The sequence below is a fragment of the Acinetobacter sp. TG2027 genome, assembly GCF_000302435.1.
In the GTDB taxonomy this organism is placed as follows: domain Bacteria; phylum Pseudomonadota; class Gammaproteobacteria; order Pseudomonadales; family Moraxellaceae; genus Acinetobacter; species Acinetobacter pittii.
This window is the reverse complement of sequence record NZ_AMJN01000055.1, coordinates 1-23,356: the sequence shown is the minus strand read 5'-3', so window position 1 is coordinate 23,356 and position 23,356 is coordinate 1. Positions and strand designations below refer to the sequence as shown.

25 protein-coding genes and 1 pseudogene are annotated in these 23,356 nt (G+C 39.2%); 14 read left to right on the top strand and 12 right to left on the bottom strand.

What is annotated here, in order from left to right:
• Positions 1-190: 190 nt before the first annotated feature.
• The 4 genes from hflX (at position 191) to B806_RS0117615 (ending at position 3,150) form a co-directional block, all read left to right on the top strand.
• A complete protein-coding gene (hflX, locus tag B806_RS0117630) occupies positions 191-1,534 on the top strand; it encodes a ribosome rescue GTPase HflX (RefSeq protein ID WP_017386698.1) in 1,344 nt (447 codons plus the stop codon).
• Positions 1,535-1,567: 33 nt separating this feature from the next.
• Positions 1,568-1,939 carry a hypothetical protein gene (locus tag B806_RS0117625; protein WP_002117849.1) on the top strand — a complete coding sequence of 124 codons (372 nt, stop codon included), beginning with the start codon at positions 1,568-1,570 and terminating at the stop codon, positions 1,937-1,939.
• A 10-nt stretch (positions 1,940-1,949) separates the two neighbouring features.
• A complete protein-coding gene (locus B806_RS0117620) occupies positions 1,950-2,624 on the top strand; it encodes an LrgB family protein (RefSeq protein ID WP_017386697.1) in 675 nt (224 codons plus the stop codon).
• 82 nt (positions 2,625-2,706) lie between these two features.
• Positions 2,707-3,150, top strand: coding sequence for a DUF2147 domain-containing protein (locus tag B806_RS0117615; protein WP_017386696.1), 444 nt, complete (start codon positions 2,707-2,709; stop codon positions 3,148-3,150).
• A 94-nt stretch (positions 3,151-3,244) separates the two neighbouring features.
• Here the strand turns inward: B806_RS0117615 and B806_RS0117610 are convergent, their stop codons facing one another.
• The 3 genes from B806_RS0117610 to pdxA are packed head-to-tail and all read right to left on the bottom strand — an operon-like array spanning position 3,245 to position 5,907.
• Positions 3,245-4,087: a symmetrical bis(5'-nucleosyl)-tetraphosphatase gene (locus B806_RS0117610; protein WP_017386695.1), complete on the bottom strand. Its 843-nt coding sequence runs from the start codon at positions 4,085-4,087 to the stop codon at positions 3,245-3,247.
• Positions 4,088-4,900, bottom strand: coding sequence for a 16S rRNA (adenine(1518)-N(6)/adenine(1519)-N(6))-dimethyltransferase RsmA (rsmA, locus tag B806_RS0117605; protein WP_005065242.1), 813 nt, complete (start codon positions 4,898-4,900; stop codon positions 4,088-4,090).
• A gap of 23 nt (positions 4,901-4,923) precedes the next feature.
• Positions 4,924-5,907 carry a 4-hydroxythreonine-4-phosphate dehydrogenase PdxA gene (pdxA, locus tag B806_RS0117600; RefSeq protein WP_079381136.1) on the bottom strand — a complete coding sequence of 328 codons (984 nt, stop codon included), beginning with the start codon at positions 5,905-5,907 and terminating at the stop codon, positions 4,924-4,926.
• Between the two features lie 173 nt (positions 5,908-6,080).
• Here pdxA and rplM point away from each other — a divergent pair, with 173 nt between their 5' ends.
• The 9 genes from rplM (at position 6,081) to B806_RS0117555 (ending at position 11,580) form a co-directional block, all read left to right on the top strand.
• Positions 6,081-6,509, top strand: a complete 429-nt coding sequence (gene rplM, locus B806_RS0117595; RefSeq protein ID WP_002117832.1) for a 50S ribosomal protein L13 — start codon at positions 6,081-6,083, stop codon at positions 6,507-6,509.
• Positions 6,510-6,521: 12 nt separating this feature from the next.
• A complete protein-coding gene (gene rpsI / locus B806_RS0117590; protein ID WP_002048725.1) occupies positions 6,522-6,908 on the top strand; it encodes a 30S ribosomal protein S9 in 387 nt (128 codons plus the stop codon).
• A 174-nt stretch (positions 6,909-7,082) separates the two neighbouring features.
• On the top strand, positions 7,083-7,736 hold the full coding sequence (locus B806_RS0117585) for a glutathione S-transferase N-terminal domain-containing protein (protein ID WP_017386693.1): 654 nt from the start codon (positions 7,083-7,085) through the stop codon (positions 7,734-7,736).
• Between the two features lie 6 nt (positions 7,737-7,742).
• The gene (locus tag B806_RS0117580; RefSeq protein ID WP_005065250.1) at positions 7,743-8,177 is read left to right on the top strand and encodes a ClpXP protease specificity-enhancing factor; all 435 of its coding nucleotides are present in this window, start codon (positions 7,743-7,745) and stop codon (positions 8,175-8,177) included.
• Positions 8,178-8,194: 17 nt separating this feature from the next.
• Entirely contained in the window at positions 8,195-8,851 is a 657-nt protein-coding gene (locus B806_RS0117575; protein WP_005065252.1) for a hypothetical protein, read from the top strand.
• A 339-nt stretch (positions 8,852-9,190) separates the two neighbouring features.
• On the top strand, positions 9,191-9,550 hold the full coding sequence (locus B806_RS0117570; protein WP_003656109.1) for a hypothetical protein: 360 nt from the start codon (positions 9,191-9,193) through the stop codon (positions 9,548-9,550).
• 83 nt (positions 9,551-9,633) lie between these two features.
• Positions 9,634-10,599: a hypothetical protein gene (locus B806_RS0117565; protein ID WP_017403300.1), complete on the top strand. Its 966-nt coding sequence runs from the start codon at positions 9,634-9,636 to the stop codon at positions 10,597-10,599.
• An 8-nt stretch (positions 10,600-10,607) separates the two neighbouring features.
• Positions 10,608-11,168 carry an ATP/GTP-binding protein gene (locus B806_RS0117560; protein WP_017386691.1) on the top strand — a complete coding sequence of 187 codons (561 nt, stop codon included), beginning with the start codon at positions 10,608-10,610 and terminating at the stop codon, positions 11,166-11,168.
• The gene (locus B806_RS0117555; protein WP_002117819.1) at positions 11,161-11,580 is read left to right on the top strand and encodes a roadblock/LC7 domain-containing protein; all 420 of its coding nucleotides are present in this window, start codon (positions 11,161-11,163) and stop codon (positions 11,578-11,580) included. Before B806_RS0117560 ends, B806_RS0117555 begins: the two co-directional genes overlap by 8 nt.
• 54 nt (positions 11,581-11,634) lie before the next feature.
• Here the strand turns inward: B806_RS0117555 and B806_RS0117550 are convergent, their stop codons facing one another.
• From B806_RS0117550 to B806_RS0117525, 6 genes and pseudogenes are all read right to left on the bottom strand, one after another.
• Entirely contained in the window at positions 11,635-13,575 is a 1,941-nt protein-coding gene (locus B806_RS0117550; protein WP_017403299.1) for an acetyl/propionyl/methylcrotonyl-CoA carboxylase subunit alpha, read from the bottom strand.
• 18 nt (positions 13,576-13,593) lie between these two features.
• The gene (locus tag B806_RS0117545) at positions 13,594-14,430 is read right to left on the bottom strand and encodes an enoyl-CoA hydratase-related protein (protein ID WP_017403298.1); all 837 of its coding nucleotides are present in this window, start codon (positions 14,428-14,430) and stop codon (positions 13,594-13,596) included.
• Positions 14,427-15,604, bottom strand: a pseudogene (locus tag B806_RS0117540) (acyl-CoA dehydrogenase family protein). Before B806_RS0117540 ends, B806_RS0117545 begins: the two are co-directional and overlap by 4 nt.
• Positions 15,605-15,646: 42 nt before the next feature.
• Complete coding sequence (locus B806_RS0117535; RefSeq protein ID WP_017386687.1) at positions 15,647-17,260, bottom strand: carboxyl transferase domain-containing protein; 1,614 nt, start codon at positions 17,258-17,260, stop codon at positions 15,647-15,649.
• 2 nt (positions 17,261-17,262) lie between these two features.
• Positions 17,263-18,150 (bottom strand): SDR family oxidoreductase, encoded by an 888-nt coding sequence (locus tag B806_RS0117530; protein ID WP_025466013.1) that lies wholly within the window; start codon positions 18,148-18,150, stop codon positions 17,263-17,265.
• A 20-nt stretch (positions 18,151-18,170) separates the two neighbouring features.
• Complete coding sequence (locus B806_RS0117525) at positions 18,171-19,976, bottom strand: acyclic terpene utilization AtuA family protein (protein WP_017403297.1); 1,806 nt, start codon at positions 19,974-19,976, stop codon at positions 18,171-18,173.
• Between the two features lie 186 nt (positions 19,977-20,162).
• Between B806_RS0117525 and B806_RS0117520 the strand changes: the two genes are divergently transcribed.
• A complete protein-coding gene (locus B806_RS0117520) occupies positions 20,163-20,762 on the top strand; it encodes a TetR/AcrR family transcriptional regulator (protein WP_017403296.1) in 600 nt (199 codons plus the stop codon).
• 31 nt (positions 20,763-20,793) lie between these two features.
• Here the strand turns inward: B806_RS0117520 and B806_RS0117515 are convergent, their stop codons facing one another.
• The 3 genes from B806_RS0117515 to B806_RS0117505 all read right to left on the bottom strand — a co-directional run bounded on the left by B806_RS0117515 (position 20,794) and on the right by B806_RS0117505 (position 23,225).
• Positions 20,794-21,957 (bottom strand): acyl-CoA dehydrogenase family protein, encoded by a 1,164-nt coding sequence (locus B806_RS0117515; protein ID WP_017386683.1) that lies wholly within the window; start codon positions 21,955-21,957, stop codon positions 20,794-20,796.
• A gap of 141 nt (positions 21,958-22,098) precedes the next feature.
• Positions 22,099-22,662 carry a DUF4256 domain-containing protein gene (locus B806_RS0117510; RefSeq protein ID WP_017386682.1) on the bottom strand — a complete coding sequence of 188 codons (564 nt, stop codon included), beginning with the start codon at positions 22,660-22,662 and terminating at the stop codon, positions 22,099-22,101.
• A 167-nt stretch (positions 22,663-22,829) separates the two neighbouring features.
• Entirely contained in the window at positions 22,830-23,225 is a 396-nt protein-coding gene (locus B806_RS0117505; RefSeq protein WP_017386681.1) for a DUF2007 domain-containing protein, read from the bottom strand.
• Positions 23,226-23,356 lie beyond the last annotated feature (131 nt).

The following is a 23,356-nucleotide window of genomic DNA, read 5'->3' as shown; positions in this document are numbered from 1 at the left end:
TATACCCATCTCAAGTCATTCTATACGTTTCGTAATAAACTTGCATTGACGATAGAGAACGGTAAATAAAATAAATCTGAACACTAGGCTAATCTCATATAACTAATCTAAAGGATAAGAACAAACGCTTTCCCCTTTTGCTTAAGTTTCCTCTAGAATAAAGTTTCCCATTTTCAGGATTTATAGCCACGTGGAATATGTTGATCGGCATCAAGGCGGTGAACGCACAATCTTAGTGAGTGTTTCTGTACAATTATTAGATGATCTGGATGCCGAAGAGTTTGCTCTACTTGCACAGTCTGCGGGTGCAGATATCCTTGAACACATTAAGGTTCAGCGTAATAAACCTAATCCTAAATTTTTTATTGGCTCCGGAAAAGTCGAAGAAATTGCAGAGCAAGTTCAGGAGCTAGAAGCGAGTCTGATTATCTTTGACCATGCGTTATCACCTGCTCAAGAACGAAATCTAGAAAGAATATTAAAATGCCGAGTTATTGACCGCACAGGCTTAATTTTAGATATTTTTGCGCTGCGTGCCCGTACGCATGAAGGTAAGTTACAGGTCGAACTTGCTCAGCTTAAACATTTATCTACTCGTCTTATTCGTGGTTGGTCTGCCGACTTTGAACAACAAAAAGGTGGTATCGGCTTACGTGGTCCTGGTGAAACACAACTAGAGACAGATCGCCGTCTCATTCGTGTTCGTATTACCCAATTAAAAGATAAATTAGACAAAGTCCAACAGACTCGTATGCAAGGGCGTGCTGCAAGACAAAAAGCAGCTATTCCAACGGTTTCATTAGTAGGTTATACCAACGCTGGTAAATCGACTTTATTTAATATTTTAGCTAATAGTGATGTATACGCAGCTGATCAACTATTTGCAACACTCGATCCAACCCTACGCCGTTTAGACTGGGATGGTATCGGTACTGTTGTGCTAGCAGATACAGTAGGTTTTGTACGAAACTTACAGCATGATTTGGTTGAATCATTTAAAGCAACACTTGAAGAAACGCTAGAAGCTACCCTTTTACTACATGTTATTGATAGTAGTAGCCATGACATGCTTGACCAAATTGAAGCGGTTGAAGGCGTATTAAAAGACATTGGTGCTGATGCTCCCGTACTGCGGGTGTACAACAAAATTGATCTAAGTGGTGAAGAGGCCAAAATTATTTATGCCGAACCACATGTACCAGATCGAGTTTATGTTTCAGCTCATTCTGGTCAAGGCCTAGAGTTGCTCCAAAAAGCAGTACAAGAATGCTTAATGGGCCAAATTCAAAAGTTTTCACTCGTGCTTAAGCCTGCTTATGGCAAATTACGTACTCAACTTTATGCCTTAAATGTGATTGAGTCTGAACATTATGATGATGCAGGCTTATTACATATTGATGTGAAGATTGCGCCACATAAGTTAGAAAAGCTGATTCGCCAAGCAAAGCTTCCATTGGATGAAATCTTAGGAGAACACGCAAGTCAATTTAAGCGCCCCTTGGAAGAGTTTGAAATCAAGGGCGATATCAGTTAAAACTTGATAAGTAAACTTTTAGAGATAAAAAATATGGATAAGATCAAAAGTATAGACTGGACAGCATGGGTAATTACATTACTACTCATTATTGGTTTTCGTGAAGGCTCTGTCGTTGTCATGCGTGCTTTTGGTCATCCAGAATTAGGTAATCTGGTCGGTCTAATCAGCTTACTTATTATTTTACTGATTTGGAGAAAGTTTAAAAAAATTCCACTTCGAATAGTGGATACCAATAATAAAATCATGAAAGAAAGTGGATTCGCGTTTTTACCTATCTGTGCAGGTTCATTAATTATGCTGGTACATATGGGTAAGGAAATTCCATTATTTCTTTTTGTTTTAGTGGTCAGCACCCTTATACCTTTGTGGGTCTATGCAAAAATGGCAAAACGTTGGTTATAAGGAGAATAAAATGTTTACGATTTCATACGGATTTTTAATCACATTAATTGGTTATCTTTGTGCAAAGCCTTTAAACCGACGTTTTCCGCAAGTTCCACTTCTAGTTTTCGGCATGTTTATTGTAATTGGCTTACTTTCAGTTTTGCATGTGCCATATGAGCAGTATCGTCTTTATGTGAATGACTTATTTGGTCATCTATTAGGTTATGTCACTGTGGCCTTAGCCATTCCTTTAGCTGCAATGCGTTACGATGATCTTCCAATTAAATCGGTCATTGGTATTTTACTTTTTGCAAGTATTAGCGCCGTTGCCCTACCTATGGGGCTGGCTTACTTGTTACATATGTCTGAACCCACCATTCTTGCATTTGCAACGCGTGCAGTAACAACCCCAATCGCCCTGAACATTGCAACTTTATTGCATGCCCCTGAAACCTTGGTAACTCTTATTGTTATTTTATCTGGGGTAATTGGCGCGGCATTTTCACCATTTTTACTTAAGCATATTCATGATGAGAGAGCATCAGGTTTAGCCTTAGGTTTAGCTGCACATGCCATCGGAACAGCTCAAGCTTGGCAACGTGGACCTGTTGCAGGTCGTTACGCTGCATTTGGTATGGCATTGAACGGTGTATTTACTGCAATTTGGCTACCAACATTAATGTTGTCTTTTGGAACACCATAATTAAGAAGTAGATTAAATAAACATTGAACGGTCTATCAATTCCAAATAAGATGACCTTTCAAAGTTAAAAGGATTTTTAATTATGGGGAAAATTTTTATTGGAGCTCTGCTCTTATTGGGGATTAATACTGCTACATTCGCAGCAGATATTACAGGTCTCTGGCAAACAATTGATGATAAGACAGGTGCTCCCAAAGCACAGGTAGAAATACGAAAAGAAGCGAACGGGACATATGCCGGGAAAATTATCAAAGTAACGCCACGCCCAGGTTATACGCCTAAAGAAATTTGTGATAATTGCCCTGCGCCATATACCAATAAACCGATTTTAGGTCTGGATATCGCAACTGATTTAAAACAGGTAGATGGACTGAACTATACTGGCGGTAAAATTTTAGATCCAAATACTGGTAAAGTTTACGGACTTAAAGCAAAACTTAGTTCAACTGGCAAACGCTTACATATGCGCGGTTATCTCGGAGTTTCAGCTTTAGGGCGTAATCAAATCTGGATTCGAGTAGAATAATAGTTCCTAATAAAAAAAGCCGCTTCTGCGGCTTTTTTTATTTTTAGCTCAGCTATAAGCTTCATCTTACGTTCATAGCAAAGCATTGCTTTTCTTATATTTGTATAGGATTTTCAACAGAAAAAATTTCTTTGTCTTCAAATCGATAAGCCATTAATTTTCTGCCCCAAACACAGCCACCATCGATATTCTGGATCTGCTCATTAATAGTTCGGCCCTCGAGCGCAGCCCAGTGACCAAAAATAATCTGATGAGTTTGTGCTGCTTTGCTCGGAAATTCAAACCAAGGTAAATAACCTTCCGGCATTGGGGCATCCAAAGAATCTTTAAAACTAAACTCTAAAGCCCCTTCGGCATTGGTTAAACGCATGCGAGTCAAATAATTGGTAATACAACGTAAACGCGCAGAACCAGTTAGGTTATCTTCCCATAGATCTGGTTTTGAACCATACATGTCTGCTAAAAAAGCATCCAATACAGACAAATCTTCGTTTGCGAGTACAGCCTCAACCTCTTTTGCTAACGTTACAGTTTTTTGCGCATCCCAAATACAAGGTATGCCAGCATGAGTAAGGATCGTATGCTCGTTTGGCAATAAACATAATGGCTGTTTACGTAACCAATCGATTAACTCATCACCATCAATCGCATCAATAACGTCCTGCGTGCGATCTTTTTCTTTAATCTCTTTTAAACCACGCGCACCCGCAATTAAAGTCAGGTCATGATTTCCAAGTACAGTTGCAGCAGCTCCACGATCAGCAAGCTTTTTAATAAAACGTAATGCCCCTACTGAGTTTTCACCACGTGCCACTAAATCCCCAGCAAACCATAAAAAGTCTTGATCCGGATCAAAACGTATTTCTTTAAGCAATGCTTTTAGAGCTTCAAAACACCCCTGCACATCACCAATAACATAGTTAAAACGCTTAGTCATTTACGCCACCATTTGATCGGCCAAAGCAACAAATTGGGCAAGTGTTAAGGTCTCTGGACGAGCCATCGGATCAACACCAGCTTTTTCAAAGCCATCTTCTGCAATCATACCTTTAAGACTGTTTCTTAAAGTTTTGCGGCGCTGAGTAAATACATGGGCAACCAGTCGAGCTAAAGCTTTTTCATCTTTTGCTGTAATTGGCTTTTGATCATAAGGAACAAGGCGGAAAACCGCACTCGTTACTTTAGGTGGCGGGTTAAATGCACCAGCCGGCACTTCAAATAAAAATGTTGGTTGACAGTAATACTGAATCATCACCGACAAGCGTCCATATTCTTTTGTATTCGGTTCAGCAGTAATACGGTCAACCACCTCTTTTTGCAGCATAAAGTGCATATCTTTAACTTTGCTGCCAAATTCCAAGAGATGAAAAAGTAATGGGGTTGAAATGTTATAAGGTAAGTTACCGACTACACGTAATGGTCGGCCATCTTTTACCAGTTCGCTAAAGTCATATTTTAATGCGTCAGCTTCTATAATCGTCAAACGTTCAGGATGTGGAACACGTTCTGGTAACCCAGCAGCTAAGTCACGATCTAATTCCACTACTGTTAATGCATCACACTCCCCAATTAAAGGAGAGGTTAAGGCAGCTAAACCAGGTCCAATCTCGACAATATTGTCGCCTGTACGCGGACTTACAGAGCGCACAATTTTGGCAATGACTCGTTGATCATGTAAGAAGTTTTGACCAAAACGTTTACGAGCTTTATGCCCTTCATCTTTCGGGTTTAGGGCATTAATTTGATACATAGAACATTTCCAACATGAAAAATTTAGCTCGCTGCTAAAGATAAAGCTAAATCAACAGCGACATTTAAACTTGAGCTTTTTGCCAAACCAGTCCCAGCCAAAGACAACGCAGTGCCATGGTCAACCGAAGTTCGAATGAAAGGCAAACCCAATGTAATATTGATGGCTTCACCAAACCCTTGTGATTTTAACACAGGTAAACCTTGATCATGGTACATGGCAAGTACAGCATCTGCATTTTTAAGATGTTCTGGAGTAAACAAGGTATCTGCTGGCAAGCTTAAACTCATTTTAAACCCTTGCGCTCGATAACTTTCGAGTACTGGATTAATGGTCTCAATCTCTTCACGACCCAAATAACCATCTTCACCTGCATGAGGATTTAAGCCACACACGAGTACACGTGGGTCTGTAATCTTAAATTTAGTTTTTAAGTCATGCAGCAAAATATCAATAACCTGATGCAATCGCTCTTTGGTAATTGCATCTGCTACATCTCTTAAAGGTAAATGTGTAGTCGCTAAAGCGACACGCAAGGTTTTGGTTGCAAGCATCATAACGACACGCTCTACACCTGCAAACTCTTGATAGTATTCAGTGTGACCACTAAACAAAATACCAGCATCATTAATAACCGATTTTTGCACGGGTGCCGTGGCTACTCCCACACTTTTACCAGACATTGCATAATCAGCTGAGCGACGCAGTTGCTCTAATACATAAGCTGCATTAGCTGGGTTTAATTGACCATCAATGACAGCTGCTTCTAAAGGCACATGTTCTATATAGAGTTCATTCAGAGATGATGACTCAGGCTGTCTGGTATATTCTATAAATTGAATATCGATCCCAAGTTTTTGGGCACGTTGCTCTAATAAGTCTCGGTCACCCAAGATAACAACAGGGCGTTCATCAACCCGCTTAGCCAAGCTCAAACAAATATCTGGACCAATACCAGCCGGCTCACCGGAAGTGACATATAATGGCAGCACAATCACTCCAGACACATAACAAGAATTTGTTTGATTTTAACATATCTGACATTCATCAGTTTATGGATTAAATTATATGGCTTAAACTGGATTTTTCTTGTGAGTTTGGACAAACTCGTTTAGAATGCTCGCTCCTTTTGTTTGGACAGATTCCATAGTCCAAACCAACTATAATAGGTAGTGGTTTAATGAAAACTCTCAGCGCTAAGCCAGCTGAAGTTCAACATGACTGGTATGTTGTTGATGCTTCTGGCAAAACTTTAGGTCGCCTTGCGACTGAAATCGCTCGTCGTTTACGCGGTAAGCACAAAACTTCTTATACTCCTCACGTTGACACTGGCGATTACATCGTTGTGATTAATGCTGAACAAGTTCAAGTGACTGGTAAAAAATCACTTGATAAGAAATATTATCGCCATACTGGTTTCCCTGGTGGTATCCGTGAGACTAACTTCGAGAAGTTAATTGCTCACAAACCTGAAGCTGTTCTTGAAAAAGCGGTTAAAGGCATGTTACCAAAAGGTCCTCTTGGTTATGCAATGATCAAAAAAATGAAAGTGTACGCTGGTACTGAGCATCCGCATGCTGCTCAACAGCCACAAGTTTTGGACATCTAAGGGATACAGCACATGGCTACTAATTATGGTACAGGTCGCCGTAAGACCGCAACTGCACGTGTTTTCTTGTCAGCTGGTACAGGTAAACTCGTTATTAACAACCGTACTTTAGAGCAATATTTCGGTCGTGAAACTGCTCGTATGGTTGTTCGTCAACCTTTAGAACTTTTAGAAGTTACTGAAAAGTTTGACCTTTACATCACTGTTAAAGGTGGTGGTATCGGTGGTCAAGCTGGCGCGATCCGTCACGGTATTACTCGTGCGCTTATCGCTGCTGACGAAACTTTAAAACCTGTTCTACGTCAAGCTGGTTTCGTTACTCGTGATGCTCGTGAAGTTGAACGTAAGAAACTTGGTTTACGTAAAGCTCGTAAGCGTCCTCAATTCTCTAAACGTTAATTCGTTTATCGAGTTGGACAAAAAGCCTTGGATTTTTCCAAGGCTTTTTTATTATGAAAATAGAATCACAAAATGCAAACTTATAAATATAAACAAACTATCTCTTTAGAACCGTGATTTCCTACAGCATTTTTAGTATCCTAATCGATTCACTCAACCACGTCGTCTTGTGATATGTCGGTCGAAAACACCTCTATTCAGGGGATTACCCTTTACAGTCATGCTGATGATTTCCGTTCTCATTGGATTCGTTTCTTATTAGCAGAAAAACAAATCAAATATCAATTAATCATAACTGACCATGAAGATGAAGATTTAGCCAGCTTAAATCCTTACAACCAATTACCGATGTTGGTCGAACAAAATCTTAAATTATTTTCAGCACCTATCATCGCTGAATATTTAGATGATCGCTATCGTCAAAGTAAGCTTTATGCAGATGCGCCTATGATGCGTGCGGAACAGCGTCAGTATATCTGGAGACTTGAAAACGACTGGTTTAAGTTAGCAGATCACATGTTAAAACATACTGACTCACTAAATGTCGAACAAAAGCAAAAATCTCAAAAAGAACTACGTGAAACATTAATTTCACTTACTCCCCTATTTCAGCATTTTCCGTATTTCATGTCTGAGAATTTTACAATCTTAGACTGCATGCTTGCCCCTATCTTTTTAAGATTAAACAGCATGGGAATTGATTTACCCAAACAGCACTGTCGACCTATATTTTTGTACTGTAAACGTATCTTTGAACGGCCTTCTTTTGCTAAATCAATGACGCCTCAAGAGAAAAACCGTTACAATGAACTATTAAATATGGAATAGCGTGATATGTCTGAGCAAACTATTGATTTAACCCCTACACGTCCTTATCTTGCTCGTGCAATCTATGAATGGATTTGTGATAACCAGCTTACTCCTTATCTATTAGTTGATGCGACACAACCGCATACCGACGTTCCGCAACAATTTGTTAAAGATGGGCAAATTGTTCTAAATATTGTGCCCCATGCAGTTCATCAATTGCTTATTACCAATGAAGCTATTACTTTTTCTGCTCGTTTTGGCGGAGCGTCAAAAGATATTTATGTTCCTATTCAAGCTGTTTTAGGGATTTACGCACGTGAGAATGGACAAGGTTTATTCTTTGATCCTGAAGAATATGCCAATGTAACACCTGTAGAAAATACAGTAGAGTCAGAAGTACAAGAAGCAACTGAAACAACATCGACTAAGAAAAAACCATCGTTAAGAATTTTAGATTAAATTTAGAGGAAGAAAGCATGGCATTTGATTTAGTCCAATACTTTGCTGAGCAGATAAAAATTCAAAAGCCTCAGCTTTTAAATCAATATCCAGTTAATGAAAAAAATAAACTGATTGATGAGGTGAATATTCTTACGCTTGGAAAACTGATTAGTTTATGGCGTCAGAATGATAATAAGATTTATCAAGAAATCAAAACCTCAGATCCACTTTATATTCAAGAAGTTGCTCGTCATTTAACGACTTCTAAACATAATCAGTCGACTTTAAAAAATTCAGAACTAGAACAGAGTATTTCTGAAATTTTAACTTTGCAGTTAGCAGAACTTAATCAGCTCGATGAAACAGGTGGTTTTGGGCATAATGGCTTAAAAGAATTAATTTTAGGTCAGATTGAACACTTATCAGGTCAAGCTGAAGATTGGGTTTGGTCAACAAACCACCTAAATGAATTAATTGGTTCTAAACCTGTGGAACAAGAAGAGCTATCATTGGATACAACAATGAAGGAGTTCAACCAAATGGTTCACCAAGCCCAACCTCATCATGATGACGTGCATATTGAAGAACAAGCTGCTGAAATTTCTGTACCTACATGGTCAAAGATTGTTGCCCCTGTAGTTGCTTTAGCAATTTTGGGCTATCTCTACTGTATTTATACACAGCTCGTTTAATTTAATTTTTATATAAAAAAGGGGAATTCATTATTCCCTTTTTTATAATTAAAACTAGAATATTTTATTTTTCAATATTTTATTAACATTCTATTACAATTGTTTTATTCAGATTTTAAAATATATAATGTAAAACTCAGCACAATATTAAAAGTATAATGTAAAAATAATCTTATAATATTTTTTATAATCTGACATTTTCTGTCACTTATTTCCCAAAACAACAATTTCTCTATTTCTTTGATTTATTGACTTCAAATTGAGCAGAAATATAATGAATTTCAACTACTTTTAGGAAAAAGTAGTAAATATAATTTTAGAATCCTGAGAGATAAAAACATGGCTAAACTTTCTTTAGATAGCTTAACTGAAATTGATGGTTTTATTGCATCTGCACTTGTTGATTCAGAAAGTGGTTTATCACTTGCAACTCAAGGTGGTGGGGAAATTGATTTAGAATTGGCAGCTGCCGGCAATACAGAAGTAATCCGCGCCAAACGAAACATCGCCAATGCTTTGAAATTAAATGACAATATTGAAGATATCTTAATTACATTAGGTAAGGCTTACCATTTAATTAGACCTCTAGAAAGCAATAATAATTTATTCCTTTACTTAGTCCTTGACCGTAGTAAGTCAAATTTAGCAATGGCTCGTCATGAGTTAAAGTCATTTGAAAAAGAGTTAGACTTTAGCTAATTAATCTGAAATGTGCTTTTTATACCTATTATAAAGAGCACATTAAAACCCCTCTCTTATTCAATAAAATTTAATGTGATACTATGGATAGGCATTGCATAAATATTGCAACCTCTGGTTTAAGCTTAAAAGTTTCGGATGAATTAAAAACTTTAATCAGAAATTTAATATCTAATAAGTATGATATTAATTGGGTTAATATTTCTAATATTCATATTGATCTATTATTAATTAACGAAAACTTTTTTGATTCAGATAATATTCAAAATATTCTTCAAAATAAAAAATGTCCTTATTTAAAAATTAGTAAAACTCCCTCAAAAAATGGATATCAAGTTGATGAACACACCCTGCATCTGCCACTAGAAAAAGTAGAATCTCTACTAAGCTGGATAGAAATAAACTTATTATCGTATCTAAACAAAAAAAATACTGCTGTAGTTTCAGATTTATCAAATGAGCCACTGGTGATTGATGATAAGTTTATAAGGAATTTACACAGTCCAGAAAATGCCAGACTACATATTTTTGATGATAAAGGTACTCTAGCCATTATTGATAATAGAACTCAAATTGCTTGGTTAGAGCCATCACGCCAACATACGCAAACCAATCAAAGCTTTAATTTTACTTTTGCTAATACTTCAGACTTCACTAAGGTTTCGCGTAAAAAAGATTATTATTTACAGGACTGGTTATGGAATCTGATTTGGAATTCAAACAATTTTGAAAATCTAGCCTCGAAGGATAGCTATTTTAAAATTGATCATTGGCCACAGCCCTATCAAAAAGAATATAGAAAAGTGAGCCTACAACTCTCTGCATGCTTTATACAGGGAGCAAAAATTACTGATGTGGCTAACCAGCTTAACTTATCAATTGATGATGTCTTACGCTTCGTTACAGCTTGCTTAATGGCAAATAATGGAAAATTTGTTTCTGCAAGCAAATGCACTTACACGCCAAATTTGTACTTAGAGAATTCAAATACAGAGAATCATTTTTTAAAAAATTTTATAGGGAAAATTAGACGGCGATTTGGTCTTTAAGGGAAGTTATGATTATACAGCAATATAAAATTGTCTTTGCAGGTAGTATGGGGGCAGGAAAAACAGAAGCGATTAAATCGCTATCTGAAATTCCAATTCTAGAAACAGAAGCATTCAATACAGATGTTCAAAGCCATCAGAAAACCCAGACCACTGTAGGCATTGATTATGGTGAAATTACTTTAGATGACGGAATCAAAATCGGACTCTATGGAACCCCAGGACAAAGCCGTTTTGATTTTATATGGTCGGTCATTTGTGAAGGTGCAATCGGTGTTATTTTATTATTAGATCATAATAGTTCTGATCCAATTGCCGAGTTAGAAAGCTATTTAGAAACCTTTAAAAATTATAATGATAATATTGCAATTGGTATTACTCATGTTGACGAAAATAAAGAGTCATCACTTCAACAATATCGTCATTGGATAAAAGCAAATGCACTACCATACCCTCTTTTTTTTATTGATGCACGTGAGCAAGAACAAATTTTAATGATGGTTGAATCATTAATTGCATCACTTGAAGTCAAGGTAGGCTTAACATCTCAAGGGAATGATCATGCTTAGTATCCCAACTCAAAAACGAACCGCTCCAACACAGTTACTACAACTTGCAAAAGCCGAAGCTCATAATATTTTGATGAATACGCGTGGTGTAGATTTTGTCATGATTTGCTCTTCTGATGGTTTTGAATTAGCAACAGTGAGCCACAAGAACCACCATAACACTACTAAGCTAGCAGCCGTAAGTAGCTCAATTTTGGCAATGGTCACTGCATTTTTAAAAGAGATTCAACTCACGGGCTGTAACAACATTACTTTAGATGCAGATAATGGCAAGGCCATTTTAACTGCTATTCCTGCTGTTCATCACCCAATGGTCATGGTTACGCTAAGTAATAAAGAAGTCCTTTTAGGTCAACTACTATATAGCCTAAAAAAAGCAAGTCAGACAATTGCAGAGGCCGATGGAGAATAAATCAGGACTCCTCATTTAAAGTAAAATACCGCTCATATAGAGCGGTATTTTTTACTAGATTTGAATAGTAAATAACATCTGCCGTTTTTTTACTTGCTGCCCTTGCTGACCTAAAACATCTTCAACTACACCATCCACATCCGATTTAATCTGCTGTTGGATTTTCATGGCTTCAAGCACTAATAAAGTTTGGCCTTTTATGACTTGATCACCTTTATTGACCAATATATTCACTACCGCACCATCCATTGGCGCACGAATTTTGCCATCACCAGCCACATCAGCTATCTCTGGGGCGGCATAAGTTACGTTGCGAATTGCAACATTGCCATTATCTCGATCTAAATAAAGCTGATCATCCTCCAGTACATATTGCACACGGCGGCGTACACCATCAATTAAATAAACTAATTGCTCTGGCATTCTCTCAAGCACTTCAATACAAACTGATTGATCACAGAGCTCTACCGTAAACCTGTTATTTACAGATGAAAGCTGCAATTGAATTTGCTGTTCATCATATTTCAACATCAAAGGTAACGACACGCCAAGACCCGTTTGCCATGCCACAGTTCCTTTTCTTTGGCTAAATAATGCCGCAGCAATAGCTAAGGTTTCTAAAGATAGAACCTGCTTATGTAGACTGCTGTCGTTTTGAAAATGCTGTTGAATGAATGCAGTATTAGTATCCCCTGCAACCACGATTGGATGACGCAGTAAATTGACCAAAAACTGCTTATTACTATTTACACCTAGCAACACACAGTCATCAACTGCACGCGCCAGTAAGCGAATCGCATCCTCACGGGTTTTCCCATATGCAATCACCTTCGCCACCATCGGGTCATAAAATGGGCTAACCTCATCAGTTGCCAACATCCCATGATCTATTCGTACATTTGGCAAAGTTGCGGGCTTCCAACGTAAGACTTGACCTGTTTGTGGCAAGAAATCTTGGCGTGGCTCTTCTGCATACAAACGTACTTCGATGGCATGACCGTTTAAGGTCAATTCCTGTTGCTTTAAAGGTAACTGCTCACCATTCGCCACACGCAACTGCCATTCAACCAAGTCCAATCCTGTAATAAGCTCAGTCACAGGATGTTCTACCTGCAAACGGGTATTCATTTCTAAAAAATAAAATGCACCCGATGCATCTAGCAAAAACTCAACTGTACCAGCCCCGACGTAAGCACATGCTTTTGCCGCTGCTACGGCTGCCTCACCCATTTTCTGACGCAGTTCAGGCGTCATCACCGGACAAGGTGCTTCTTCAACGACCTTTTGATGACGGCGCTGGATTGAACAATCACGCTCGAACAAATACACATAATTACCATGTGTATCACCAAAAACCTGAATTTCGACATGGCGTGGAGCAATGACTGCTTTTTCTAAAATCAACTCCCCCGAACCAAAAGCATTTTCAGCTTCTGAACGTGCGGTTTGTAATGCCTCAAACAACTCGGATGCTTGCTGTACCAAACGCATGCCACGACCGCCGCCACCCGCAGAGGCTTTTACCATAATTGGAAAGCCAACTTGCTCAGCTTGAGCTGTTAAATATTCAAGGTCTTGACGATCACCTTCATAGCCCGGCACACAAGGTACACCTGCTTCAATCATGGCAATTTTTGAGAGGCGTTTACTGCCCATTAACTCAATTGCAGAAGCAGTAGGCCCAATAAATGTAATCTGGTTATTGATACATGCCTGAGCAAAATCAGTATTTTCTGACAAAAAACCATAACCAGGGTGAACTGCATCAGCACCTGTTTTTTTGCATGCGTCTATTATCTTGGTAATTGAAAGATATGACTCCGATACTTTAGATGCCCCAATGTAAACAGCTTCATCGGCTTCTTGTACATGCCGAGCGTTACGGTCTGCATCAGAATAAACTGCCACAGTTTGATAGCCCATTGCTTTGGCTGTTTGCATGACTCGAACTGCAATTTCACCACGATTGGCAATCAGTACTTTTGAAAATTTCATTATTTTTATCCCTATCGCTTATGATTCATCGGCCCAATTCGGCAACCGTTTCTGGATAAAAGCCATCGTACCTTCTTGTGCTTCGGCACCACCAACCGCTTGAGCAAACTGCTGTGCAGCATCATTAAGCAATTCATTTAAAGGTTCATTGAGCGTTCGATGTAACAGTGCTTTAGTCGCACGCGAAGCTTGAGGAGCTGCTCGTTTAATGTGCTGAATTGTTTCTTGTAAAGCTTGCTCAAGTTCAATTTCATTATGTGCAATTTGATGAACCACACCGACATTCAGTGCCGTATGCCCTTCAAAGCGCATACCTAATAAAGCTAATCGACGAGCTTGAGTTAGACCAATACGTTTCACCACAAAAGGAGCAATTTGTGCAGGAATCACACCAAGCCCTGTTTCAGGTAAACCAAACTGGGTATTGTCACGGCTAATGGCAACATCGGAAACACATGCCAGACCAAATCCCCCACCTAACACCGCACCCTCTAAAATCACCACAACCGTTTGCGGTGCAGCTTCAACTTGCTCAAGCATGGCACCAAAACGGCGATTAAAATCAGCATAAGGTTGCAAGGTACCGACATTGGTCGCTTCAATTCGTAAAGCAACCATATCTTTAATGTCACCACCTGCACAAAAAGTCCCGCCTTCGCCACGGATAATCACCGCACGAATCGAAAGATCACCGAGAATAGCAGCAAAAACTTGTTGAATGGCATTTACCATATTCAAGTTCATGGCATTACGGCTCTCTGGTCGATTTAACCAAAGGTATAAAATACTGCCGTCTTGTTCCAATTGAATGCTGTCATCAAGATCTAAAGCTTGTAAAGATGCCGAAAGTGTCATGGTGTATTCCTTATTTTTATTTGTGCTTTTTAGGCAGAATATCCATCAACTTACAGATAATCCCCAACATAATCTCATCTGCCCCGCCCCCAATAGACCCTAGGCGGCCATCACGATACAGCTGCGACGCAGGGTTATCCCACATGAAGCCATTGCCGCCCCAGTATTGCAGACAACTATCAGCAACTTCACGAGTTAAACGTCCAGCTTTGAGTTTTGCCATAGACGCCAACATCGTGACATCTTCGCCCGCAATATGCTGTTCACATGCTTGATAAGTTAATGCTTTGAGTGCTTCCACTTCGGTCATAAGTTCAGCAAAGCGGAAATGGATATATTGGTTATTAATGAGGGGTTGACCAAAAGTGGTACGCTCTTTTGTATAGTCGATGGTCTTTTGGATTAAATTTTCCAACCCGCCAATCGCATTGGCACAAGCCCATAGGCGCTCTTCCTGAAATTGCATCATTTGCATCATGAAGCCCATGCCTTCGACACCCACTAAGTTACGCTGTGGTACACGTACATTGTCTAAATAAACCTGTGCTGTGGTCGTTGAACGCATCCCTAATTTATTAAGTGGTTCTGAAAAACTAATCCCTTTGGTTTTTGCTGGCACAATAATCATCGACTTATTCACGTGTGGTTTATCATCAGACGTATTGGCTAAAAGACAAAAGAAGTCGGCTTGCAATGAGTTTGTAATCCACATTTTGCTGCCGTTAATGACATAGTCATCGCCATCTTTTTTTGCTGTTGTTTTAATAGCAGCAACATCCGAACCGGCATGCACTTCTGATACTGCAATCGATGCCACATATTCCCCAGCAATCGCTGGTGTTAAAAATTCATCACGTAATTCTTTACTACCAAAACGGGCCAAGGCTGGTGTTGCCATATCGGTTTGCACACCAATAGCTAAAGGCACCCCGCCACAAGCTGCATAGCCAATTTCTTCTGCAACCACGAGGTTATACGAATAATCTAACGCTAAACCGCCATTTTCTTCTGGCTTGCAAATTCCTAATAAACCAAGATTACCCATCTTCTTAAATACTTCATGGATTGGGAATCGTCCCGCGGCCTCCCATTCTGGAATATGTGGATTCAGCTCATTTTGAACAAATTGACGAGCTGTACGGCGCAATGCTTCATGTTCAGCAGTAAATTTCATTGTGTTATTCCTATTAATTTTTTTAATTGCGGTAAAGGTTGATTAAAAACGAGACACACCAAAACGAGTTGGATTTAGCTCTCGTTGCTGTGCTTCATAAATGGTTTGTAAAAGGAAAATTAATAATTTTCGGGTATCTCGCGGGTCGATAATGCCGTCATCATGTAGCATGGCCGTATTGAAAAGCGCGGTAGATTGTTGCTCCAATTTCATGGCCGTGCTTTGCTCAAGAAAATCGAGCATTTGCGGATTCGGTTCCTGACCGGAAGCTTTTTGTTTTCCTTCAGCCACAATGCGTAGCACTTTTCCGGCTTGAGCAGCACCCATTACGGCAACATGCGAATTTGGCCAAGCAAAAATAAAGTCTGGTGATAGGCTTCGCCCACACATCGCGTAATTGCCAGCGCCATATGACCCTGCTACAACGATCGAAATTTTAGGTACGGTACAATTGGCAACCGCTTGAATCAGTTTTGAGCCATGTTTAATAATGCCATTTTGCTCTGCATCGGTTCCCACCATAAAACCAGTAGTGTTATGTAAGAATAATAACGGACGGTTAGTCTGTTCACACAGGTGAATAAACTGGGCTGCCTTCGCCGCCCCTTGGGGTGTAATCGGACCATTATTGGTAATAATACCGATATGTAATCCGCCAATCTTTGCCCAGCCACATACCGTTAAATCATCATATTCCTGTTTAAATTCTAGAAAATCTGAATCATCAATAATGCGGGCAACCACTTCTTTCATATCAAATGGTTGCTTAGGATCACTTGGAATCACACCCAATAATTCCTCGGTATCGTAACGAGGTTCTTTATAAGTTACATCAACTGGTTTGATTTGCTCTTTCCAGTTCAGATGTTCAAAAATTTCACGTGCAAGTCGAATACCATCAGCATCATTTTCAGCCAAATATTCTGCGGTTCCAGCAACCTGCGCATGCATTTCTGCCCCGCCCAACTCTTCAGCTGTTGCTACTTCACCAGTGGCAGCCAAGAGTAAAGGGGGACCTGCAAGAAGCATCTCGGTTTGCTTACGTACAGCAATTACATAATCTGAAAGACCGGGCTGATAAGCACCGCCTGCCGTTGCATTACCATGCACCACTGCAAGCTGTGGAATACCTGCCGCAGAAAGACGTGCCTGATTGGCAAATGTCATACCACCATAAGTAAATACTTCAGCAGCATAATTTAAGTTGGCACCTCCACTTTCGGTCAGCGTAATCAAGGGAAGTTTTTGTTCTAAAGAAATTTTTTGCAAGCGCAAGGTTTTCTGCACACCCATAGGAGACATGGTCCCGCCTTTAATCGCACTATTACTTGCAGAGACCAGACAACGCACACCACTGACAAAACCAATCCCAGCAATTACACCACCACCAGCTTCTGAACCATCTTTGTCATCATGCATGTTGTAGCCAACCAAACCACAAAGCTCAACGAAAGGTGAATCAGCATCAAGTAATAATCGTACACGCTCATGCGGCAGAATCTTGCCCTTTTTATCGAATTTCGGTTTAGCAGCATACGATTTATCAATACTTTTTTGCTGAATTGCACGAACTTCACTCAGCTGAGCAAGCAGTGCCTCTTTATTTTTTTGATACTGTTCACTACCGACAGCAATTTCGGATTGGAGAATAGTCACTGTTATTCCTCCTCAGCCTCAATCTTTTTCTGAAAAATTTCAGGAATAAACGCGCGATGGAAACCATTATAAGACTGACTATTTGTCGCATCAGCTAGTGGATACATTCTTGTCCCTTGCGATGCAGCACCATCAATACGCAAAGTTACACCTGACACAAAAGCCGCAGCATCAGACAGTAAATAACAAATCGCCGATGACACTTCTGACTCAGTTCCCATACGTTTTAACGGTACATTACCAGCAAGACTTGGAATAATTACTTTGGCAAAATCACCGCTATAATTATCCATACCAGATGAAACGATCCAACCCGGTGCAACTGCATTTACACGAACACCAGATTTCCCCCACTCAACCGATGCTGTTTTAGTTAAGTTATCAACCCCTGAACGCGCAGCACCAGAATGTCCCATCCCTGGCATGCCGCCCCACATATCAGCTGTCATGTTGACGATACTGCCACCATGTTTAGCCATCCATTGGTTATAAGCTTCACGCATTAGATAGAAAGTTGCATGTAAATTATTACGCACGACTGCATCGAAACCATTCGCTGAAATATTCTCTAAAGCTGAGGGGAACTGGCCGCCAGCATTATTTACCAAGCCATCTAGTTTGCCGAATTTCTCAATCACTTCGGCAATCATATTTTTCACTTGTTCTTCTTCACGGTTATCACAAACAATGAAATGAACTAAGCCCCCATCTTCTATAATTTCTTGGCTTACTTTCTCTAATTTTTCAATTTTTCGTCCTGTAATCACTACTTGAGCGCCGAGGGCTGCAAGCTCATGTGCCGTACAGCGTCCAATTCCTGAGCCACCACCTGTCACAATAATGACTTTATTGGCGAAAGCATCTGGTCTAAATATTGATTGATAACTCATCTTTTTTTCATCCATTCATTTTATTTTTCTAAAAGATGTGCCGGAACTTTAACAGGCATATCCAATAATTGCTGTGCAAATGCTTTGCCTTGTGGATCGATACGTAAGCTTGCAACACCACCGCCACCCAAGGCATTTTCCAACATAAAATTCAGTGCATTCAAACCCGGTAACTCATAACGGATTACTCGCCCTTTCTCAGCATCCAAGACATGTTGCATATAGCTTGCAACAGCCTCTTCCGTCAGTGCTGCACGGATCCATGGCAAATAGTCTGCTTTACGCGCAATCACACCGATGTTGCTATGATTGCCTTTATCACCACTGCGGGCATGCGCAATTTCAATCAAAGGAACTTCAATTTCATCTCCTTGATAAATTGCATTTTCACCTGCCTTTAAAGTAGGCAATTGCTCTGTAGAAACTCCTTGTGGAATCTCAACTGGGTAGCGTTTTCCTTCAAAATCGATTTCGACACTTACTTGATTTTTATCTATTAAGAATGAAAATAGTTTAATCACTGGCGATGCTTTTGGACGCCCTCCCACAATCCCTGCCAAAGCTGGAGCCATACCTGTTGAAGCCTGCGCAATTTCAGATGCAAAGAACATACATGCTTCTTTGAACATGTGTTTTACAGCTATTTTGACCACAACTTCACGACTATTTAATGTTTGGGCATGTTCGCCATAGGTACTTTCAATACCTAAAATTTCAACAGACTTTTCACTAAATGGCGGCACTGAGCGCATTGCTAAAACACGTTCGCACTTAGCCAAAATCGCATCGGCAATGATTTGTGCTTTTTGTGGTGCCTCACGTCCTGCAATTAAAAAACTCACTAAAACCCGATATCCATCTGGATAGGTCGCACTGACTTTATATTGCGCAGTCGGTGCTTGGCCTTTCGCTCCCGTCACACGAACTCGGTGCTCGCCGACTTGCTCTAAATGCACGTGGCTGAAATCAGCAATTACATCGGGTAATAAATATGCTTGTGGGCTACTAATTTCATAAACAATTTGCTCAGCAACCGTAGCGGTAGAAACTAGACCACCTGTACCTTGAGGCTTAGTTACAACAAATGAGCCATCTTCACTCACTTCAACCACTGGAAAACCCATATTGTCGAAGCCCTGCACCAATTGCCAATCGGTAAAATTACCACCCGTACATTGAGCACCACATTCAATCACATGACCTGCCAACGAACCTTGCGCCAACTTATCGTAGTCATCTAAAGACCATTGATATTCATGAAGTAAAGGGGCAAGCACCACAGCAGAGTCAACTACACGGCCAGTAATCACAATATCTGCGCCTAAGTCTAAGGCGTCACGAATAGCAACCGCACCTAAATAGGCATTACTACTCGCCACCTGTTCTGGCAAAGCTTCCCCACTAAACATTTCCTGAATATTCTGTGATTTTAGCTGCTCATGTTTTGTCAAAAGATCATCACCTAACACCACGGCAATTTTCAGGTCTAGACCATATTCTTTAATTATTTTTTGCAAGGCATCTCGACATGCCAATGGGTTAACACCACCAGCATTACTAATCACCTTAATCTTTTTCTCTGCAATTTTTTTAAGTAGAGGCGCCATGACACGACTGACAAAATCTAAAGCATAGCCATGTTTCGGCTCTACCATTTTCGCTTTGGCCATAATCGACATGGTGATTTCTGACAAGTAATCAAAAACCAAATAATTAATATCGGTTAGATGTACCAATTGAAAAGCAGCAGTATTGGTATCTCCCCAAAAACCTGAGGCACACCCTATTTTTACGACACGCTCATCATCCTGTTGATTACTTGCCATCTTGTTTCTCATTATTTTGTTTAAAAATTACACTCAACATTACCAAGCAAGCGCTTGGTTTGTAAAGAGCAAAATGTTATTGTGAAATTGACTAAAACTGCCAAACTCGACAACTAGCCTAAAACATGGTGAGATTTAGCAAAATTTTTTCCGTAAATATTTTTATATAAAGGATCCAGCTTTCGTATGATTGCGACTTCAATTGAACAGATTCCACATATTTCTTGCTTTGACGATAGCCCGCGTGGTCGTTTATTACAGGGAGCTGCCTATCTATTTCACAAACAAGGTTATGATAAAACCACTGTCCGCGAACTTGCTCAATTTATTGGAATTCAATCAGGTAGCTTATTTCATCACTTCAAGAGTAAAGATGACATCCTCGCTCACGTAATGGAGCAAACTATCATTTACAATCTTGCTCGTTTAGAAGAGGCAGCAGCTCAATCTACCGATCCAGAACACCAATTACGAGCTCTTATTAAAGCAGAACTCATTTCAATTACTGGAGATACTGGTGCAGCCATGGCTGTTTTAGTTTATGAGTGGTTTGCGCTGTCAAAAGAAAAACAAGATTATCTTTTAGAAATACGTAATGAATATGAACAAATCTGGTTAGATGTCATTGAAAAGTTACGTACTCAGGGCCAAATAAAACATGATGCCTTTATTTGGCGAAGATTAGTTGGTGGTGCGATTTCATGGACTGTCACTTGGTATAAATCTGAAGGTAAAGTCAAAATTGATGAGTTAACCGAAATGGTTTGGGAGATGGCATTAAAATAAAAAAGGTGGCCCAATGACCACCCTGCAAGAATTAATAACCAAGCTGTTTACTAATCAAATCTTTCATAATTTCTTCAGCACCACCGCCAATCATATTGACCTTTACTTCACGGTAAATACGTTCAGACTTAGTACCTCGCATAAAGCCCATACCACCTAATGTTTGCACAGCTGCATCAGCACAAAATTGCATAGTGCGAGTCGCAACATTTTTCAGCATTGAAATTTGTGCCACCAACTCAGGTCCTTGTAACTTCGGCTGAGTCATTTTCCATGCAGTTTCTTCAAGCAAGGCTCGTGTTGAGGTTAATTGCGTTGCCATATCTACTAATTTATGACGAACCACCTGATGATCAATTAATCTCTTCCCAAAAGTTTTCCTTTGTTGCGCCCAGTCTAAAGCTTCTTCATAACAGACTAATGCATACCCATAAGCGACTACTCCCAAGAAAAAACGCTCCATATTAAAATTATTCATAATAACTTTAAAACCAGCATTTTCTTTGCCAAGCAGATTTGATGCAGGTACTCTCACTTGATCAAAATGCAAATGAGCTGTATCAGAAGCCCACCATCCCATTTTCTTTAAAGGTGTTTTAGTAATTCCTTCACTGTGTGCATCAATTAACAACATTGAAATGCCTTCAGCACCTGTTTTGGTTGGATCTGTACGCACTGCAACAGTATAGTAATCTGCACGAATTCCCGATGTGATAAATGTTTTCTCACCCGAGACAACATAATAATCCCCATCACGAACAGCTTTAGTCTGTAATGCAGCAACATCCGAGCCACCACCAGGTTCTGTAATCGCTAATGCTGAAATTTTTTCTCCAGAAATAATCCCTGGTAAAACTCTTGACTTTAGTTCTTCACTTCCAAAATGCTGAATCGGTGGAGCACCAATGGTATGCACCATGAGTGAAATATGTACTCCACCCGAACCAGCTTTTGCCATTTCTACACCAGCCAGTAATGAATAAAATGGATCTGCATCAGGAATACCGCCATGTTCCTCAGAAAAACCTAAACCTAATAGACCAATTTCAGCAGCCTTTTTATATAGCTCTCTTGGGAATGTCTCAGCCTCATCCCATTCATTAACGAAAGGAGCCATTTCTTTTTGTACAAATCGACGAACATTATCAGCAAAAGCAATATGTTGTTCATTATAGTAAATTGGGTTGGGTTGCATTTCTACAGATGTCCTGATGTTTTTATTTAATTCCAGAACATATCTTGTCATGTTTGCCATCAATCAAAAGTTGCAAGAATCTCCATTTTCTTGGCATAAAACATCAAAGCCTCTTCTTTTTATTCAAATACAATGCAATACCTATACTCTTAAGCAACAACGGAAACCACGGGCAGCATAATAAGACTGCGCTCCATTATGATAAATAAAGACACGACCATATCGACGATCAGCAAAAAGTGCTCCATCTAGTTTACGAATTTCATTTGGGGTTTTGAGCCAACTTGATGTTTTAAGATCAAACTCTTCAATTTCTTGTAATTGGTAATATTGCTCTTCTGTTAAAAGTTCAACTCCCATTTTCTTAGCTACATCTATTGCGCTATTTTTAGGAGGATGATCTTTTCTAGATTCTAGGGCCTCACGATCATAGCAAAGGCTTCTACGACCTTTAGGTGTCTCAAGACAGCAATCTACAAATAAATACTGGTCTTTCTGCTGGTCAAAAACAATAACATCAGGCTCTCCTCCTGTATTTTCCATTTCCTGCAATGACCAAAGCTTATCAGGAACCTTAATTAGTTTATTTTGCACATCCGACCACTTTATTTCTGTATGACGATGTGTATTTTTTTCAAATCTATTCTTTAATAATTCAAGGAGTAACTCTATTTGCTTTTGAGTTAGCTGTTTTTTATCTACCATTAAATAAGTCCTTATATTTATTAAATTAAACGGCCATCAAAATAATTTATTCTATTTAATAACAACATCTTATATACATAACACATTAATTGCAGAGATAGAACTAAATCCAATATCCCTACATCAGGTTCCATAATTAAGATAATCAATAATCTTTTACTATATATTTAATTCCAAAAGTGTCCACAACGCTTACATCTATTACCATTTTTAAAAGAAAATAAAGGTAGACCGAAAAACATAAACGCTAAAAAGGCAGATTTTTTTCCTTTAGTATTAACTTCTATATCCAAACTTCCACACTCAGGGCAACATCCTTTACTCTCCCCAAACTTTTGTTCAAGCTCATCACTAAAGTCTTTTTCAAGAAATGACTTCGCTTCATCAACATAGTTTTCTGGAACTAATAAACGAACCCCACCTAAAGCATTAGAATAAAACCAATCCATATTAATTGTATGCTCATTTTCAATATAAGCAGGAATTTCAAATGCTTCTAGTTGAGTCTTTGCAATTTGTGCCTCATAAGGAAATGAGAAAGTTTTAATTACGATCCATTGCATATTAAATTTCTAATTAGGTAAATAATTTTAGAGTAGCTTTATTTCTTTATAATTTGAATAAGTTTTAATGTTTAAAGATTGAGGATACAAATTCCACGCAATAAAGAAACACCCCCATTCATTAGAACGGG

Coding starts and splice junctions, on each gene's coding strand:
- B806_RS0117585 (WP_017386693.1), top strand. CDS start 7,083: ATGTCGGTCGAAAACACCTCTATTCAGGGGATTACCCTTTACAGTCAT.
- B806_RS0117615 (WP_017386696.1), top strand. CDS start 2,707: ATGGGGAAAATTTTTATTGGAGCTCTGCTCTTATTGGGGATTAATACT.
- B806_RS0117505 (WP_017386681.1), bottom strand. CDS start 23,225: ATGCAATGGATCGTAATTAAAACTTTCTCATTTCCTTATGAGGCACAA.
- B806_RS0117560 (WP_017386691.1), top strand. CDS start 10,608: ATGATTATACAGCAATATAAAATTGTCTTTGCAGGTAGTATGGGGGCA.
- B806_RS0117570 (WP_003656109.1), top strand. CDS start 9,191: ATGGCTAAACTTTCTTTAGATAGCTTAACTGAAATTGATGGTTTTATT.
- B806_RS0117530 (WP_025466013.1), bottom strand. CDS start 18,150: ATGAGTTATCAATCAATATTTAGACCAGATGCTTTCGCCAATAAAGTC.
- B806_RS0117520 (WP_017403296.1), top strand. CDS start 20,163: ATGATTGCGACTTCAATTGAACAGATTCCACATATTTCTTGCTTTGAC.
- B806_RS0117625 (WP_002117849.1), top strand. CDS start 1,568: ATGGATAAGATCAAAAGTATAGACTGGACAGCATGGGTAATTACATTA.
- B806_RS0117550 (WP_017403299.1), bottom strand. CDS start 13,575: ATGAAATTTTCAAAAGTACTGATTGCCAATCGTGGTGAAATTGCAGTT.
- B806_RS0117565 (WP_017403300.1), top strand. CDS start 9,634: ATGGATAGGCATTGCATAAATATTGCAACCTCTGGTTTAAGCTTAAAA.
- B806_RS0117620 (WP_017386697.1), top strand. CDS start 1,950: ATGTTTACGATTTCATACGGATTTTTAATCACATTAATTGGTTATCTT.
- B806_RS0117510 (WP_017386682.1), bottom strand. CDS start 22,662: ATGGTAGATAAAAAACAGCTAACTCAAAAGCAAATAGAGTTACTCCTT.
- rsmA (WP_005065242.1), bottom strand. CDS start 4,900: ATGTATCAAATTAATGCCCTAAACCCGAAAGATGAAGGGCATAAAGCT.
- B806_RS0117580 (WP_005065250.1), top strand. CDS start 7,743: ATGTCTGAGCAAACTATTGATTTAACCCCTACACGTCCTTATCTTGCT.
- B806_RS0117515 (WP_017386683.1), bottom strand. CDS start 21,957: ATGCAACCCAACCCAATTTACTATAATGAACAACATATTGCTTTTGCT.
- B806_RS0117525 (WP_017403297.1), bottom strand. CDS start 19,976: ATGGCAAGTAATCAACAGGATGATGAGCGTGTCGTAAAAATAGGGTGT.
- B806_RS0117575 (WP_005065252.1), top strand. CDS start 8,195: ATGGCATTTGATTTAGTCCAATACTTTGCTGAGCAGATAAAAATTCAA.
- B806_RS0117610 (WP_017386695.1), bottom strand. CDS start 4,087: ATGACTAAGCGTTTTAACTATGTTATTGGTGATGTGCAGGGGTGTTTT.
- rpsI (WP_002048725.1), top strand. CDS start 6,522: ATGGCTACTAATTATGGTACAGGTCGCCGTAAGACCGCAACTGCACGT.
- B806_RS0117555 (WP_002117819.1), top strand. CDS start 11,161: ATGCTTAGTATCCCAACTCAAAAACGAACCGCTCCAACACAGTTACTA.
- B806_RS0117545 (WP_017403298.1), bottom strand. CDS start 14,430: ATGACACTTTCGGCATCTTTACAAGCTTTAGATCTTGATGACAGCATT.
- rplM (WP_002117832.1), top strand. CDS start 6,081: ATGAAAACTCTCAGCGCTAAGCCAGCTGAAGTTCAACATGACTGGTAT.